The organism is Streptomyces sp. HM190 (genome assembly GCF_009857135.1).
In the GTDB taxonomy this organism is placed as follows: domain Bacteria; phylum Actinomycetota; class Actinomycetes; order Streptomycetales; family Streptomycetaceae; genus Streptomyces; species Streptomyces heilongjiangensis.
The window spans coordinates 4,671,180-4,685,894 of the sequence record NZ_CP047318.1; the positions used below are offsets into that span (position 1 = coordinate 4,671,180).

Below are 14,715 nucleotides of genomic sequence, written 5' to 3' on the forward strand. Positions count from 1 at the left end.
CCGGGGTCACGGGGAAGTCGGCGAACAGGAGACCGCCAAAGACACGCGACGGTTGTACGGGAGTTCGAGAAATTTCTGTGGCGCGTGGAACCGGTGGGGCGCGGGGGACCCTCTTACTCCCCCGCGCTCCGCACGGCTCACCCGCCGAGCACCGCCCCGTACCCGGACGCTCCCGTCAGTCCGAGCTTCGCCGGGGTCAGCGACACCGCCGGAAGACGGGAGGCGTCGCCCGCCGACGGGCGGTACCAGAGGGCGCCCGAGGGGGCGTTCTCGCCGGGCGCCCCGATCACATGGTCGTCGTAGCCCGCCGTGTCGAAGTCGGCCGCCGCCACCGCCGCCCCGAACAGGTCGCCCTCCTCGGCCGTGCCCGGCACCCCGGCGGAGCTCTGGGTGAAGGCCGGGCCGGTGAACACCCGGTCGCCGCCCGCCTCCAGCTCCCAGTAGGCGCCCGCGCGGACCACCGACCCCACCGCCTCATGGCTCGCGCCGACCAGCAGGGAGTCGGGGCCGCTCCTGTCGAGGTCGACGACCGCCAGCGCGGCACCGAAGTTGTCCTCGGCCTCCGCCGTGCCGCCCACCCCGGGGGAGGACTGCGTGGTGCAGGTGACCTGGCCGCCGAGCGTGCTGTCCGCCGCCCCGTACACCGTGGCGAGGGCGCCGCCGAGACGGTCCGCGCAGGACGGGTGCTCCGCCTCGGGGTCGGGCAGCACCTCGCCGATCGCCAGGTCCGTCCGGCCGTCGCCGTCGAAGTCACCGGCGGCGAGCGCGGAGCCGAAGTCGGCGGCCTGCCAGCGTGTCGTCCAGCCGCCGGGGGCCAGGGAACGGACGCGGGTGCCCGAGATCTCCAGGCCCTTGTACGTGACGGCCAGGTCGTCCCTGCCGTCGCCGTCGAAGTCCGCGCTGGTCAGCGCGCGGGCGTCACCGAAGTCGTAGCCCTCGACGAGCGTCGTGGGCGCGGCGGCGCTGAGCGGCCCCGGCCGCAGGACCGTCGCGCCGCCCTCCTCGCCGCTCACGGCGAGGACGAGGTCGCGGTCGCCGTCGCCGTCGTAGTCCCCGGCGGTGACCAGCCGTCCGAGCCGCTGCCCGGGTTCTCCCTTCGCCACCGTCAGCCCCGCCCTGAGCCCTCTCGCCGAGCCCCACAGCACATAGGCGGCGCCCTCGTGCCCGCCGGTGCCGCCGACCTGCTCGCCGGGCGCGGTCACCACGAGGTCGGCGTACCCGTCCGCGTCGAAGTCCGCGGCCCGCACGGCGTACCCGAACTGGTCACCGGCCTCCGCCGTGCCCGGGATGCCGCCGCTCGCCTGGTCGATCCTGGTGCTCCGGCCGCCGAGGCCGTCCGCGGAGCCCCACAGCACGTGCACGAAACCGGCCCGCGCGTGCCCGTCCGCGGTGCCCGCGGGCACGCCCACCGCGAGGTCGGCGTAGCCGTCGCCGTCGAAGTCGCCGCGTACGGATCCCGCGGCCGTCGCCGGGGGCGCGACGACCATCCCGAGGCCGAGGCCGAGGCCGGCGACGGTGACGAGGACGGCGGCGGGGAGGGCGGAGGGACGGGCGACGGTGAGGGCTCTTCGTCCGCCGAGCGGCCGGGGGCCGCGGCGATGGGGGGTGGTGGACACGAGGGCTCCAACTGGTCTGGGGGCGGCGGGAGTCGCGGCGTCGGGTCTGACGGGGGCCGAGCCTTGTCGTTCGGATCATGCCCGGTCCGCGGGTCTCGCCGACCCGACGGCACCGATCCTGCAGCCGACGCCGGCCGAACGACACCCCCTAACGGAGAAGGGTGCCGAAAGCGGGGTACGCGGTGCCGCCGAGACCGAGGTCGAGGGCGTTGAAGGAGGCGGCGTAGGACGTGGTGAGACCGGAGGCCGTCCCGCGCAGGACCCAGACCGCGCCGGTGTCCCGCGTGGTGCCGATGTCCTCGCCGGTCGCGCCGATCGCCAGGTCGGCGCGGCCGTTGCCGTTGATGTCCTTGAGCCGCACGGCGGCGCCGAACGCGTCGTCGGTCTCGGCCGCGCCGGGCACGCCGGGGGTGGCCTGGTGCCATGACGTTCCCCGGCCCGGGCCGCCCGCGGACCCCTTCAGCAGGACGACGCCGCCCACCCCCCGCACCCCGTCGACGGTCTCGCCGGGCGCGCCGACGGCCACGTCCGCGTATCCGTCGCCGGTGACGTCGTCCGCGGCGACCGAGCCGCCGAAGCCGTCGCCCGGCTCGTCGGCGCCCGGCACGCCCGTGCTCGCCTGGCTGTACGACCGGGAGGGCCAGGTGTTGACGCCGAGGCCGCGGTCGTTGCCGGGCCACACGGTGATCCGTCCGCCGGTGCCGGCCCCCGCTTCGCCGAGGACGAGGTCGCTGTACCCGTTGCCGTCGACGTCGGCGGCGGCGACCCGCGGCTCGGTGATCACGTCGGACACGGCGCCCCGGTGGAGGGGCCGGTAGGAGGAGCCGATGTCGCCGGCGCCGCCCCGCAGGTAGCCCGCGAAGCCGTGGCCGGCGGCGTCGGTGCCGTGCAGGACGTAGTCGCTGCCCGAGCCGCCCGAGAAGTGCCCGCCGAGGACGCCGTCGAGCCGGACCCCGTCGGGCAGGAAGTCGACCTCCGGGGCGAGCGCGGGCCCGTCCGGTACGCCGTCGGCGTACCACCAGAAGCGGTTCTCGGAGACCACGACCAGGTTGCCGGAGCCGTCGCCGTCGAGGTCGACGAAGGAGGCGCCCTCGCCGAAGCGGACGTCCTCGGCGGTGGGGGCGCCCAGGACCGTGCCGCCGGTGCGCAGTCCGCGGGCGCCGCCCCACAGGACGGTGAGGGAGCCGTCCGGCCTGCCGTCGACCTTCTCGCCGGGGGCGCCGACGATCAGGTCGGCGTAGCCGTCGTCGTTCACGTCGCCGCTGGTCACGTTCTCGCCGAACTCGTCCTCGGGTTCCCGGACGCCGGGTACGCCCGGGGAGTCCTGGGTGAGGGTCACCGACCTGGCGGAGCCGGTGCCGACGCCCGAGGAGGACCCGAACGTGACGGTCACCGCGTTGGCCCCGGGGGTGCCGACGACGAGGTCCCGGTACCCGTCGCCGTTGAAGTCGTCCCTCGCCCCCGGCGCGGCGACCGCGCTCCCGGCCAGCGGCAGGGCGAGCCCCGCCACCGCGAGCGCTCCCGCACAGGCGGCCACGACGAGCTTCCTTGCAACCACGGGTGACCTCCAGGAGGACGGCGTAGGGCGGTTCTTGGGTGTGCCTCGTCGGTGTGACACGTGGGGCGTACGAAGGGTTGTGTGCGGGTGACCGGCGAGTGAGGCGAACGTTCGACGGGGGCCGTGCGTCCAGGGAGCGAAGCGAACCCTGACGAAGGAGACGTGACCATGCTCGTCGCCCGTGCGCGGACCGCCCTGGCCGCCGTCGTCCTGACCCCCCTGGCCGTCGGCTGCGCCGCGCTCGGCGGTGGCGGGGAGTCCTCGGCGTCCTGTGCGTTCGTCGTGGACTTCCGCGACGGCCGGTACATCGACGTGGGCCGTGTGGAGTACGCGCTCGGGGCGGAGGTGGGCACGGCCCGGCAGGCGTTCTGCGACGACCAGGGCGGCGGGGAGGACGCCGCCGACGCCCCGGCCGAGGAGGACCGGACCGTCTACACGGCGTACGCCGTCCAGGGCGTCGACCCCTCCGATGCCCTCGCCGTCCGGGAGTCACCCGGCGACGAGGTGCACGTGGTGGTGGATCCGGGGGAGGACGAGTCCCTCCCGGACGCGGCGGCCCGGATCTTCGGCCGGGACGACGCGACCGGCGAGGGGGACGGCGGCGACACGACCGGTGCGGGGGACGGCGACGCGACCGGCGAGGGGAGGAGGACGCGGCCGGCCGGCTCGTCCTCCTGACACGCCCCGGCGAGGAGCCGCCGCCGGAGGCGGAGGCGGCGGAGCAGCTCGCGGAGCGGTGAGCGCCGGGTCGGTGCGGACGGGCGCAGCAGGGCCGCGGGGCCGTCGCCGGCGGGCGTTGTCGGTGCCCTCTGCGAGGGTGGGCCGCATGGGCGAGCGGGTGGAGCGGGTCGGCGACGACGACGAGGTGATCGGTGTCGTGGAGCGGGGCGAGGCGATCCGCCGGGGGTGGCTGCACCGGGTGGCGACGGTCGTGTGCCGCGACCCCGCCGGCCGGTACCTGGTCCACCGCCGCCCCGACGACATGTCCCGTTTCCCCGGTCACCTCACCTGGCTGCTCGGCGGCGCCACCGAGGTCGGCGAGTCGTACGAGGAGGGGGCCGCGCGGGAGCTGTGGGAGGAGCTGGGGGTCCGGGGGCGACCGCGGTCCGTGCTGAAGATCCGGTGCGCGGGGGTGATCAGCCCCTACTGGCTGGGCCTGCACGAGCTGGTCGTCACGGGCCCGCTGCGGCCCGACCCCGCCGAGGTCGCCTCGTACCGCTGGGTGGGTGAGGCGGAGCTGGCCCGGATGGTGCGGGACCCGGTGTTCGTACCGGACGCCCGCGAGGCGTTCGCGCGGTACCGCGCGGCGCGTGCGACGGGGCGATGCCCCCGTGCTCGGGGGGAGCAAGGGGGCATCGGGGGTGTCGCGGGGCCGGAGGGCCGCCCGGTCACTTGACCGGCTGGGGCTCCGGCTCGTTCTCCGTCTCGGCCGCGCCCGCGGGGGGCTCGTCCTCGTCGGCGGCCGGGGTCCTGACGGACTCCAGCAGCAGCTGGGCCACGTCGACGACCTGGATGGACTCCTTGGCCTTGCCCTCGTTCTTCTTGCCGTTGACCGAGTCGGTCAGCATGACGAGGCAGAACGGGCAGGCGGTGGAGACGATGTCCGGGTTGAGGGAGAGGGCCTCGTCGACGCGCTCGTTGTTGATGCGCTTGCCGATCCGCTCCTCCATCCACATCCGCGCGCCACCGGCGCCGCAGCAGAAGCCGCGCTCCTTGTGGCGGTGCATCTCCTCGTTGCGCAGGCCCGGCACCTTGCCGATGATCTCGCGCGGCGGTGTGTAGATCTTGTTGTGGCGGCCCAGGTAGCACGGGTCGTGGTACGTGATGATGCCCTCGACCGGCGTGACCGGGACCAGCCTGCCCTCGTCCACCAGGTGCTGGAGCAGCTGGGTGTGGTGGATGACCTCGTAGTCGCCGCCGAGCTGCGGGTACTCGTTGCCGAGGGTGTTGAGGCAGTGCGGGCAGGTCGCGACGATCTTCTTGGCCGACTTGGGCTTCGCCGACTCCGGCGTCACCTTGCCGTCCTCGTCCGTCTCCTCGCCGAACGCCATGTTCAGCGCCATGACGTTCTCCATGCCGAGCTCCTGGAACAGGGGCTCGTTGCCGAGGCGGCGGGCGGAGTCACCGGTGCACTTCTCGTCGCCGCCCATGATCGCGAACTTGACGCCCGCGATGTGCAGCAGCTCGGCGAACGCCTTGGTGGTCTTCTTGGCGCGGTCCTCCAGGGCGCCGGCGCAGCCGACCCAGTAGAGGTACTCGACCTCGCTGAGGTCCTCGATGTCCTTGCCGACGACCGGGACCTCGAACTCGACCTCCTTGAGCCACTCCAGCCGCTGCTTCTTGGCCAGGCCCCAGGGGTTGCCCTTCTTCTCCAGGTTCTTGAGCATCGTCCCGGCCTCGGACGGGAACGCGCTCTCGATCATCACCTGGTAGCGGCGCATGTCGACGATGTGGTCGATGTGCTCGATGTCGACGGGGCACTGCTCGACGCAGGCGCCGCAGGTGGTGCAGGACCACAGCACGTCGGGGTCGATGACGCCGTTCTCCTCGACCGTGCCGATCAGCGGCCGCTCGGCCTCCGCGAGCGCGGCGGCCGGGACGTCCTTGAGCTGCTCCTCGGACGCCTTCTCCTCGCCCTCCATGGTCTTGCCGCCACCGGCGAGGAGGTAGGGGGCCTTGGCGTGCGCGTGGTCGCGCAGCGACATGATCAGCAGCTTCGGGGAGAGCGGCTTGCCGGTGTTCCAGGCGGGGCACTGCGACTGGCAGCGGCCGCACTCGGTGCAGGTGGAGAAGTCCAGCAGGCCCTTCCAGGAGAACTGCTCGACCTGGGAGACACCGAAGACGTCGTCGTCACCGGGGTCGGTGAAGTCGATCGGCTTGCCGCCGCTCGTCATCGGCTGGAGGGCGCCGAGGGCGGTCTCACCGGTGGCGTTCCGCTTGAACCAGATGTTCGGGAAGCCGAGGAAGCGGTGCCAGGCGACACCCATGTTGGTGTTCAGCGAGACGACGATCATCCAGATGAACGAGGTGCTGATCTTCACCATCGCGGTGAAGTACACCAGGTTCTGCAGGACCGGGAGGCTGAGCCCCTTGAAGGCGAGGACCAGCGGGTACGAGGCGAAGTAGGCGGCCTCGTAGTGGTCGACGTCGTGGAGCGCGCCCTCGAGGCCGCGCAGCACGTAGATGGCGAGACCGATGGTGAGGATGACGTACTCGACGAAGTACGCCTGACCGGCCTTCGAACCGGCGAAGCGGGACTTGCGGCCGGCCCGCGAGGGCAGGCTGAGCAGCCGGATCACGATCAGCGTGGCGATGCCGAGGACCGTCATCACGCCGATGAACTCGATGTACAGCTCGAACGGCAGGAACCCGCCGATGACCGGCAGCACCCAGTCGGCCTCGAAGAGCTGGCCGAACGCCTGGGCGAGGGTCGGCGGGAGGGTGAGGAAGCCGACGGCCACGAACCAGTGGGCGAAGCCCACGATGCCCCACCGGTTCATCCGGGTGTGCCCGAGGAACTCCCGCACCAGCGTCACACTGCGCTGGTAGGGATTGTCGGTACGGCTGCCCGCCGGGACCGGCTGGCCCAGCTTGAAGTACCGGACGAACTGACCGATGGCGCGTGCGAGCAGCGCGACGCCGACCACGGTCAGTACCAGCGACACGATGATCGCGGCGAGTTGCATTGGGGGCTCCTCGGGCCTGCGAGGGTCATTACTAAGCGGTAACTTATGCAGTCCGTCTGAGACTACCCACTTCTTCTGCCGCACTGTAGCCAGCGACGCGGTGATCTGCGTCGCTGAGGGTCGCCTGAGTGGGGCCGCGCTGCCGGCCCCCGGTGCGTGCTGTCCGTGCCTCGGTGGAGGGGTGGGGCGAACGTGCTGTTTCAAAACGATCGTGTTATTCGTATGAAATCGCCACAATCCCCCCTAACTTGGTTCCGTGCTGTACGGAATCCTCGCCGCCGCGTCCGCCCTTCTGGTCACCGCCGTGCTGACGGCGGCCGTCCGCGTGCCCGCGCAGCGGTTCGGGATCGTGGAGCGGCGGCGGATGCGGCCCGTGCCGCTGCTGGGCGGTGTCGCGCTCGTCTGCGGAGTGGGCGGTGTGGCGTGGCTGGGGGAGTGGAGCGGGGCCGCGCCGCTCGGTGCGGAGGCCGGGCGGCTGCTCCTGGCGGGCGTGGCCGTGGGCGGGCTCGGGCTCATCGGTGATCTGTGGGGGCTGCCGTGGGTGCCGCGGGTCGTCGGGGTCGCCTGTGCCGCCGCGTTCGTGGTGCCGTACGAGGAGGTCGGTGTCCTCGGCGGCGTGGGCGCCGTCGCGTGGATCGTGTTCGCCGTGCACGGGTTCAAGGGGCTGGGGCGGCCCGACGGGGTGCTCGGCGTCGTCGGCGTCGTCACCGCGTTCGGGCTGAGCGTGTGCGCCGCCGCCGAGGTGCTCGACGGGCTGGCCGCGCTGTGCAGTGTGCTCGCCGCCGGGCTCACCGGGTTCCTGATGCAGAACTGGCCGCCCGCGCGGGTGGCGCTCGGGGAGTGCGGGGCGCTGTTCGTCGGGTTCCTGCTCGCGGGGGGCGTCGTGCAGGTGTACGCGTACGCCGCTGGGCACGGCGTCGGGATCGGCGGACCGTTCGCCCTCACCGCGACGGCGACGGCCGACGCCGTACTCGTTCTCCTCTCCCGGCGGCTCGCCGGCCGCCGATCCTGGCGGAGCGGCCCCGACCACCTCCCTCACCGGCTGCGTCGGCTGGGGCTCACCCCGGTCGGCGTCGTCGTCGTGGTGGGGGTGTGCGCGGTCGCGTCGGTCGTCGTCGGCGTCGCCGTCCACATGCTGTGGATGACGGCGGGCGGGGTGTGGTGGGTGGTGGGCGCGGCGGTCGTCGTCGTGGCGGGGATGTCACGGGTGCGGGTGTACGGGCTCGGCGCCTCCGGCGCCCGGGGTGCGCGGGCGATGTCCCGTCCCAGACGGCCCGATCCGGCGCCGGCGGCCGGCCGGTTCCCCGCGGCCGATGCGCCGCCGCCCCGGGGTGCCTCCGCCGCGGCGCCGGCGGTCGGGGCGTCGCGCCGGCCGGACGCGGTGGCTCTCGAACGCCGTGCGCAGGCCGGGTGGTGAGGGGAGGCCCCTCGCCGAGGTGCCCGGGGCCGCCGCGCCCCGCGGCGCCGCGGCGTACGGCGTGCCCCGCCGGGCGGTCTCTCGCACGTCCGGCCCCGGCCCGACGTGCGAGAGCGGCCTGAAGGCAGGAGTGATCTACATATGTGCAGGTCAGGAGCCTCCTATGTATAAGTAAAACATAAAAGTTGAGTCGGTCTGACTCAGGTCTGTTGACCCGGCGGGACGGGGTGGTGCACACTTGAGTCCGTTCCACTCAAGTCAGCTGGAGGAATCGAAATGGCACGTGCGGTCGGCATCGACCTGGGCACGACTAACTCCGTCGTCAGCGTTCTGGAGGGCGGCGAGCCCACCGTCATCACCAACGCCGAGGGTGCCAGGACCACGCCGTCCGTCGTCGCCTTCGCGAAGAACGGTGAGGTGCTGGTCGGCGAGGTCGCCAAGCGCCAGGCGGTCACGAACGTGGACCGGACGATCCGGTCCGTGAAGCGCCACATGGGCACGGACTGGAAGGTCGAGTTGGACGGCAAGCCGTTCAACCCGCAGCAGATGTCCGCGTTCATCCTGCAGAAGCTGAAGCGTGACGCCGAGGCGTACCTGGGCGAGAAGGTCACGGACGCGGTCATCACCGTCCCCGCCTACTTCAACGACTCCGAGCGCCAGGCCACGAAGGAAGCCGGCGAGATCGCCGGTCTCAACGTGCTGCGCATCGTCAACGAGCCGACCGCCGCCGCCCTGGCCTACGGCCTCGACAAGGACGACCAGACCATCCTGGTCTTCGACCTCGGTGGCGGCACCTTCGACGTGTCGCTGCTGGAGATCGGTGACGGCGTCGTCGAGGTGAAGGCCACCAACGGTGACAACCACCTCGGTGGTGACGACTGGGACCAGCGCGTCGTCGACTACCTGGTGCAGCAGTTCAAGGCCGGCCACGGCGTGGACCTCGCCAAGGACAAGATGGCGCTGCAGCGTCTGCGCGAGGCCGCCGAGAAGGCGAAGATCGAGCTGTCCTCCTCCACGGAGACCTCGATCAACCTGCCCTACATCACGGCCTCCGCCGAGGGCCCCCTGCACCTCGACGAGAAGCTCACCCGCGCCCAGTTCCAGCAGCTGACCGCGGACCTGCTGGAGCGCTGCAAGACGCCGTTCCACAACGTCATCAAGGACGCCGGGATCGCCCTGTCCGAGATCGACCACGTCGTTCTCGTCGGTGGCTCCACCCGTATGCCCGCCGTCGCCGAGCTCGTCAAGGAGCTGACCGGCGGCAAGGAGGCCAACAAGGGTGTGAACCCGGACGAGGTCGTCGCCATCGGCGCCTCGCTCCAGGCCGGTGTCCTCAAGGGTGAGGTCAAGGACGTCCTGCTCCTCGACGTGACCCCGCTGTCCCTCGGCATCGAGACCAAGGGCGGCATCATGACCAAGCTCATCGAGCGCAACACCACGATCCCGACCAAGCGGTCCGAGATCTTCACCACGGCCGAGGACAACCAGCCGTCCGTGCAGATCCAGGTCTACCAGGGCGAGCGCGAGATCGCGGCGTACAACAAGAAGCTCGGGATGTTCGAGCTGACCGGTCTGCCGCCGGCGCCCCGCGGCGTCCCGCAGATCGAGGTGTCCTTCGACATCGACGCCAACGGCATCATGCACGTGACCGCCAAGGACCTGGGCACGGGCAAGGAGCAGAAGATGACCGTCACCGGCGGCTCCTCGCTGCCGAAGGACGAGGTCGACCGGATGCGCCAGGAGGCCGAGCAGTACGCGGAGGAGGACCAGAAGCGCCGCGAGGCCGCCGAGACCCGCAACCAGGGCGAGCAGCTCGTCTACCAGACGGAGAAGTTCCTCAAGGACAACGAGGACAAGGTTCCCGGCGAGGTCAAGACCGAGGTCGAGGCCGCCGTCGCCGAGCTGAAGGAAGTCCTCAAGGGTGAGGACATCGCCGAGATCCGCACGGCCACCGAGAAGGTCGCCGCCGTGTCGCAGAAGCTCGGCCAGGCCCTGTACGCGGACGCCCAGGCCGCGCAGGCCGCGGGCGGTCCCGAGGGTGCCGCCGCCGGCGCCAAGGCCGACGACGACGTCGTCGACGCCGAGATCGTCGACGAGGACCGGAAGGACGGTGCCGCGTGACGGAGGAGACCCCGGGCTTCGACGAGCAGCAGCCGCAAGGTCAGCCGCAGCAGCCCGACGTCCCCTCCTCCGGCTCCGAGGACGCCGAGCCGAAGGCCGCCCCCGAGGAAGGGGCGGCCCCGGCCGGGGACGCGGCAGCGGCGGCCCAGGTGGCCGGTCTGACGGCCCAGCTGGACCAGGTGCGTACGGCGCTCGGTGAGCGCACGGCGGACCTCCAGCGGCTCCAGGCCGAGTACCAGAACTACCGTCGGCGGGTCGAGCGGGACCGGATCACGGTCAAGGAGATCGCCGTGGCGAACCTCCTGACCGAGCTCCTGCCCGTGCTCGACGACATCGGCCGCGCACGGGAGCACGGCGAACTCGTCGGCGGATTCAAGTCCGTCGCGGAGTCGCTGGAGACCGTCGCGGCGAAGATGGGTCTGCAGCAGTTCGGCAAGGAGGGCGAGCCCTTCGACCCGACGATCCACGAGGCCCTGATGCACAGCTACGCGCCGGATGTCACCGAGACGACGTGCGTGGCGATTCTGCAGCCGGGGTATCGCATCGGCGAGCGGACCATCCGCCCCGCGCGGGTGGCCGTGGCCGAACCCCAGCCGGGGGCGCAGACGGTCAAGGCGGACGCCGAGTCCGCGGAGACGCCCGACGACAAGGAGAACGGTGGCCCGGACGAGGGCTGACGTCCACGACGCGGAACACGAGGGGAAGGAGGGACGCCGGGGATGAGTACCAAGGACTTCATCGAGAAGGACTACTACAAGGTCCTCGGCGTCCCCAAGGACGCCACCGAGGCCGAGATCAAGAAGGCGTACCGGAAGCTCGCCCGCGAGTTCCACCCGGACGCCAACAAGGGCAACGCCAAGGCCGAGGAGCGGTTCAAGGAGATCTCCGAGGCGAACGACGTCCTCGGCGACCCCAAGAAGCGCAAGGAGTACGACGACGCCCGCGCGCTGTTCGGCAACGGCGGCTTCCGCCCGGGCCCCGGCGCGGGCGGCGGCTCGTTCAACTTCGACCTGGGCGACCTCTTCGGAGGCGGCGCCCAGGGCGGACAGGGAGCGGGCGGCTTCGGCGGCGGGCTCGGTGACGTCTTCGGGGGCCTGTTCAACCGGGGCAGCTCCGGCACCACGCGGGTGCAGCCCCGGCGCGGCCAGGACATCGAGTCCGAGGTCACGCTGAGTTTCACCGAGGCCATCGAGGGCGCCACGGTGCCGCTGCGGATGTCCTCGCAGTCCCCGTGCAAGGCCTGTTCGGGCACCGGCGACGCCAACGGCACCCCCCGGGTGTGTCCGACGTGCGTCGGCACCGGCCAGGTCGCGCGGGGCTCCGGCGGCGGCTTCTCCCTGACGGACCCCTGCCCCGACTGCAAGGGCCGGGGGCTGATCGCCGAGAACCCCTGCGACATCTGCAAGGGCTCCGGCCGGGCCAAGTCGTCCCGCACCATGCAGGTCCGCATCCCCGCCGGCGTCGCCGACGGGCAGCGGATCAGGCTGCGCGGCAAGGGCGCGCCCGGCGAACGGGGCGGCCCCGCGGGCGACCTGTACGTGGTGGTGCACGTCGACACGCACCCGGTGTTCGGCCGCAAGGACGACAACCTCACGGTGACGGTGCCGGTGACGTACCCGGAGGCGGCGCTCGGCGGGGAGGTCAGGGTCCCGACCCTGGGCGGGCCCCCGGTCACCCTGAAACTGCCCCCGGGCACTCCCAACGGGCGTACGATGCGGGCCCGCGGCAAGGGAGCGGTCCGCAAGGACGGCACCCGCGGGGACCTGCTGATCACCGTCGAGGTGAGTGTCCCCAAGGATCTGTCGGGGAAGGCTCGTGACGCGCTGGAGGCGTATCGCGAGGCGACCGCGGGTGAGGACCCGCGGGCGGAGCTGTTCCAGGCCGCGAAGGGAGCATGACCACACCATGGACACATCCGGCCGCCGTCGTAACCCCTATGAGCTGACGGAAGAGACACCGGTGTACGTCATCTCGGTGGCCGCTCAGCTGTCCGGTCTGCACCCGCAGACCCTGCGCCAGTACGACCGCCTCGGCCTGGTCTCCCCCGACCGCACCGCCGGGCGCGGTCGGCGCTACTCGGCCCGTGACATCGAACTGCTGCGCACCGTGCAGCAGTTGTCGCAGGACGAGGGCATCAACCTGGCCGGCATCAAGCGCATCATCGAGCTGGAGAACCAGGTCGCGGCCCTCCAGGCGAGGGTCGTCGAGCTGGAGGGCGCGCTCGACGGCGCCGCCGCGGCGATGCAGCAGCGCGAGGCCGCGGTGCACGCGTCGTACCGGCGTGACCTGGTGCCCTACCAGGAGGCGCAGCGGACGAGCGCGCTGGTGGTGTGGCGGCCGAAGCGCCAGCAGACGTCGGACTGACAGCCGCCCGCGAGCCGTCGCCCCGTGGCAGCGAAGTGCCTGGCAGCAAGTGTCCCGCCCGGTGCAGCATCCTGACATCGCGGAGCCTTCAGGCGGGGCGACCCCGCTGGCAGAGTCGTGGTCATGAAGAACACGGGGAACACGGGGAACACACGCGTCATCAGGGCACTGTCGGCGCTCGCGCTGATCATGGCCCTGCCGCTGGGAGCGACGGTGGCGGTCAATTCCGGTCCGTCGGTCGCGCTGTCCGTCAACGGCTGGCAGTGAGCCGGCGGGACGAACGGACGGGATGACGACCGTGGAGTTCCAGGACGGCAGGTTCCAGGACGGCGGGTTCCGGGACGGCAGGTTCCGGGACGGGGGGTTCCGGGACGGTGGGTGCCCGGCCGTGGAGCACCGCGGGGGGCACCGGGACGAGCGGTGCCGGGACGGCGGGTTCCGGGAACTGGTCCTCGTCCGCGGGGCTGACGGTGACGCACCCGCCGCGACGGCCGTGATCAGGGTCCTCGGCCAACTGCCCGGGGGCTGGGACCACGCCTGGCGACTCGACGAGGACGGGGGCCGGATCCACCTGCGGATCCGGCCCCCGTCCGGTTCGCCGCCCCACGCCGTGCGGGACTGGCTGGCGGAGGTCCTCGCCGATCCGGCGCTGCGCAGCTGGCGTGCCGCCCAGGAGCCCTGACCGGCGGGGTCAGATCCAGCCGCGCTCCCGGGCCAGCAGGGCCGCGTGCGGACGGTTGCTGGCGTTCAGGGTGCGCAGCACGTCGGCGACGTGGCGGCGGTAGGTGCGCAGCGAGACACCGAGTTCACGGGCGCCGATCTCGTCCTTGGTGACCCGGCACATCGACTTCAGGACCTCCAGCTCCATCGGTGTCAGGGACTCCGACCCGGGTGCCGGGGCGCCCAGCAGATCGGTGAGGTCCGTGGCCTGGTCCCAGATCTTCCCGAAGAGGGCCAGGATGCTGGCCACCAGGCCCGGTTCCTGCGCGACGAGCGCGCCGCGCGAGGTGTCCGACGGGTCCGCCGGGACCAGGGCGGTGTGCCGGTCGTAGACGAGGACGCGCTCGGTGATGTCGGCGGCGACCCTGATCCGCGCGCCCTGCGCGTTCAGTTCGCGCAGGTAGGCGGCGGTCGGCGGATCGTCCAGGGCGTCCTTGAGCACGACGCTGCGGATGCGGACGCCCCGGCGCAGACAGCGGCTGTCCAGGGGCCGCGCGTGCGCGATGTTCTCCCGGGTGAGCGCCCGGTAGGGCTCGACGGAGAGGATCTCCTCGCGGGCGAAGAACGCCAGGTCGTCGATCCGGTCGCGGATCTGCGCCAGGTTCGTCATCCGCTCCACGCCACCGCCCGCCTGTGTGTGGGCGCCCTGCTCGGCGCGGAGTTCCGCGACGAGGTGCCGGGGCCGGGTCACCTGCTGCAGTTCGTGGTGCAGTTCGCTCAGCCGCCGGTCGGTCAGCAGGCCGACGGCCACCTCGGGGTCCGCCGCCGTCAGGGTGCCGCCGGCCCCGCTCCCGGCGGCCGGATCCTCCGCCGCCCCGGCCGCTCCCTCCGCGCGGCGGAGCAGGCCCAGTTCCGTCAGCCGCCGCAGCGCGGCCCCGACGACGTCCTGCGACGCGTGGAGCAGGAGGTGGATGTCCTCCGCCGTCGTCCCCGGATTCCTCAGGAAATGCCGGTAGACGCGCTCCTCCAGCGCGGTCAGCCCCAACAGCCCCATGCTGCCCGCATCGTTCATCTGTCCCCCCGTGTTCCTCCCGTACAGCCCGGGCCGGTGGTCCGTACCGCGGGTGTGACTGGTCGGGCCACGGCGATGCGGAATCCACCGAAATGATCGGGACTCACAGTAATGCGTTGGTCAAGCCTTCGCCCGGTCACGGCGGCACGCCGGAGAAGTGTGGCGAACGTGTGACGGAGGAGCCCCGGCCACGACACGGACGAACGGCGTCGGCCGGGAGT

The 14,715-nt window shown here is 72.3% G+C and carries 13 protein-coding genes; 9 read left to right on the forward strand and 4 right to left on the reverse strand.

Going from position 1 to position 14,715, the window contains the following annotated elements:
• Positions 1–137 precede the first annotated feature (137 nt).
• Both GSY65_RS19920 and GSY65_RS19925 read right to left on the reverse strand, forming a co-directional pair.
• Complete coding sequence (locus GSY65_RS19920) at positions 138–1,616, reverse strand: FG-GAP-like repeat-containing protein (protein ID WP_159770633.1); 1,479 nt, start codon at positions 1,614–1,616, stop codon at positions 138–140.
• 148 nt (positions 1,617–1,764) lie between these two features.
• The gene (locus tag GSY65_RS19925) at positions 1,765–3,174 is read right to left on the reverse strand and encodes an FG-GAP-like repeat-containing protein (protein ID WP_159770635.1); all 1,410 of its coding nucleotides are present in this window, start codon (positions 3,172–3,174) and stop codon (positions 1,765–1,767) included.
• Positions 3,175–3,342: 168 nt separating this feature from the next.
• Between GSY65_RS19925 and GSY65_RS19930 the strand changes: the two genes are divergently transcribed.
• On the forward strand, positions 3,343–3,852 hold the full coding sequence (locus tag GSY65_RS19930; RefSeq protein ID WP_159770637.1) for a DUF6281 family protein: 510 nt from the start codon (positions 3,343–3,345) through the stop codon (positions 3,850–3,852).
• A 148-nt stretch (positions 3,853–4,000) separates the two neighbouring features.
• The gene (locus tag GSY65_RS19935; RefSeq protein WP_159770639.1) at positions 4,001–4,570 is read left to right on the forward strand and encodes an NUDIX hydrolase; all 570 of its coding nucleotides are present in this window, start codon (positions 4,001–4,003) and stop codon (positions 4,568–4,570) included.
• On the opposite strand, the gene GSY65_RS19940 is transcribed toward GSY65_RS19935, so the two are convergent.
• Positions 4,563–6,860 carry a (Fe-S)-binding protein gene (locus tag GSY65_RS19940; RefSeq protein WP_159770641.1) on the reverse strand — a complete coding sequence of 766 codons (2,298 nt, stop codon included), beginning with the start codon at positions 6,858–6,860 and terminating at the stop codon, positions 4,563–4,565. The two genes, GSY65_RS19935 and GSY65_RS19940, sit on opposite strands and share 8 nt — an antisense overlap.
• A 256-nt stretch (positions 6,861–7,116) precedes the next feature.
• Here GSY65_RS19940 and GSY65_RS19945 point away from each other — a divergent pair, with 256 nt between their 5' ends.
• From GSY65_RS19945 to GSY65_RS19975, 7 genes are all read left to right on the forward strand, one after another.
• Positions 7,117–8,277 carry an MraY family glycosyltransferase gene (locus GSY65_RS19945; protein WP_159770644.1) on the forward strand — a complete coding sequence of 387 codons (1,161 nt, stop codon included), beginning with the start codon at positions 7,117–7,119 and terminating at the stop codon, positions 8,275–8,277.
• Positions 8,278–8,553: 276 nt separating this feature from the next.
• Positions 8,554–10,398, forward strand: a complete 1,845-nt coding sequence (gene dnaK, locus GSY65_RS19950) for a molecular chaperone DnaK (RefSeq protein WP_159770647.1) — start codon at positions 8,554–8,556, stop codon at positions 10,396–10,398.
• A complete protein-coding gene (grpE, locus tag GSY65_RS19955) occupies positions 10,395–11,075 on the forward strand; it encodes a nucleotide exchange factor GrpE (RefSeq protein ID WP_159770650.1) in 681 nt (226 codons plus the stop codon). Before dnaK ends, grpE begins: the two co-directional genes overlap by 4 nt.
• Positions 11,076–11,117: 42 nt before the next feature.
• A complete protein-coding gene (gene dnaJ / locus GSY65_RS19960) occupies positions 11,118–12,296 on the forward strand; it encodes a molecular chaperone DnaJ (protein WP_159770653.1) in 1,179 nt (392 codons plus the stop codon).
• Between the two features lie 7 nt (positions 12,297–12,303).
• Positions 12,304–12,762: a heat shock protein transcriptional repressor HspR gene (locus GSY65_RS19965; RefSeq protein WP_159770656.1), complete on the forward strand. Its 459-nt coding sequence runs from the start codon at positions 12,304–12,306 to the stop codon at positions 12,760–12,762.
• A gap of 123 nt (positions 12,763–12,885) precedes the next feature.
• Complete coding sequence (locus GSY65_RS19970) at positions 12,886–13,029, forward strand: hypothetical protein (RefSeq protein WP_159770659.1); 144 nt, start codon at positions 12,886–12,888, stop codon at positions 13,027–13,029.
• Positions 13,030–13,051: 22 nt separating this feature from the next.
• The gene (locus GSY65_RS19975; RefSeq protein WP_159770662.1) at positions 13,052–13,444 is read left to right on the forward strand and encodes a hypothetical protein; all 393 of its coding nucleotides are present in this window, start codon (positions 13,052–13,054) and stop codon (positions 13,442–13,444) included.
• A 9-nt stretch (positions 13,445–13,453) separates the two neighbouring features.
• Here the strand turns inward: GSY65_RS19975 and GSY65_RS19980 are convergent, their stop codons facing one another.
• A complete protein-coding gene (locus GSY65_RS19980) occupies positions 13,454–14,494 on the reverse strand; it encodes a helix-turn-helix transcriptional regulator (protein WP_159770665.1) in 1,041 nt (346 codons plus the stop codon).
• Positions 14,495–14,715: the final 221 nt, after the last annotated feature.

What these genes read in the sequence shown, in the direction of transcription:
- GSY65_RS19930 (WP_159770637.1), top strand. Translation starts at nt 3,343, where the DNA reads ATGCTCGTCGCCCGTGCGCGGACCGCCCTGGCCGCCGTCGTCCTGACC.
- GSY65_RS19935 (WP_159770639.1), top strand. Translation starts at nt 4,001, where the DNA reads ATGGGCGAGCGGGTGGAGCGGGTCGGCGACGACGACGAGGTGATCGGT.
- GSY65_RS19940 (WP_159770641.1), bottom strand. Translation starts at nt 6,860, where the DNA reads ATGCAACTCGCCGCGATCATCGTGTCGCTGGTACTGACCGTGGTCGGC.
- dnaK (WP_159770647.1), top strand. Translation starts at nt 8,554, where the DNA reads ATGGCACGTGCGGTCGGCATCGACCTGGGCACGACTAACTCCGTCGTC.
- dnaJ (WP_159770653.1), top strand. Translation starts at nt 11,118, where the DNA reads ATGAGTACCAAGGACTTCATCGAGAAGGACTACTACAAGGTCCTCGGC.
- GSY65_RS19965 (WP_159770656.1), top strand. Translation starts at nt 12,304, where the DNA reads ATGGACACATCCGGCCGCCGTCGTAACCCCTATGAGCTGACGGAAGAG.
- GSY65_RS19970 (WP_159770659.1), top strand. Translation starts at nt 12,886, where the DNA reads ATGAAGAACACGGGGAACACGGGGAACACACGCGTCATCAGGGCACTG.
- GSY65_RS19975 (WP_159770662.1), top strand. Translation starts at nt 13,052, where the DNA reads ATGACGACCGTGGAGTTCCAGGACGGCAGGTTCCAGGACGGCGGGTTC.
- GSY65_RS19980 (WP_159770665.1), bottom strand. Translation starts at nt 14,494, where the DNA reads ATGAACGATGCGGGCAGCATGGGGCTGTTGGGGCTGACCGCGCTGGAG.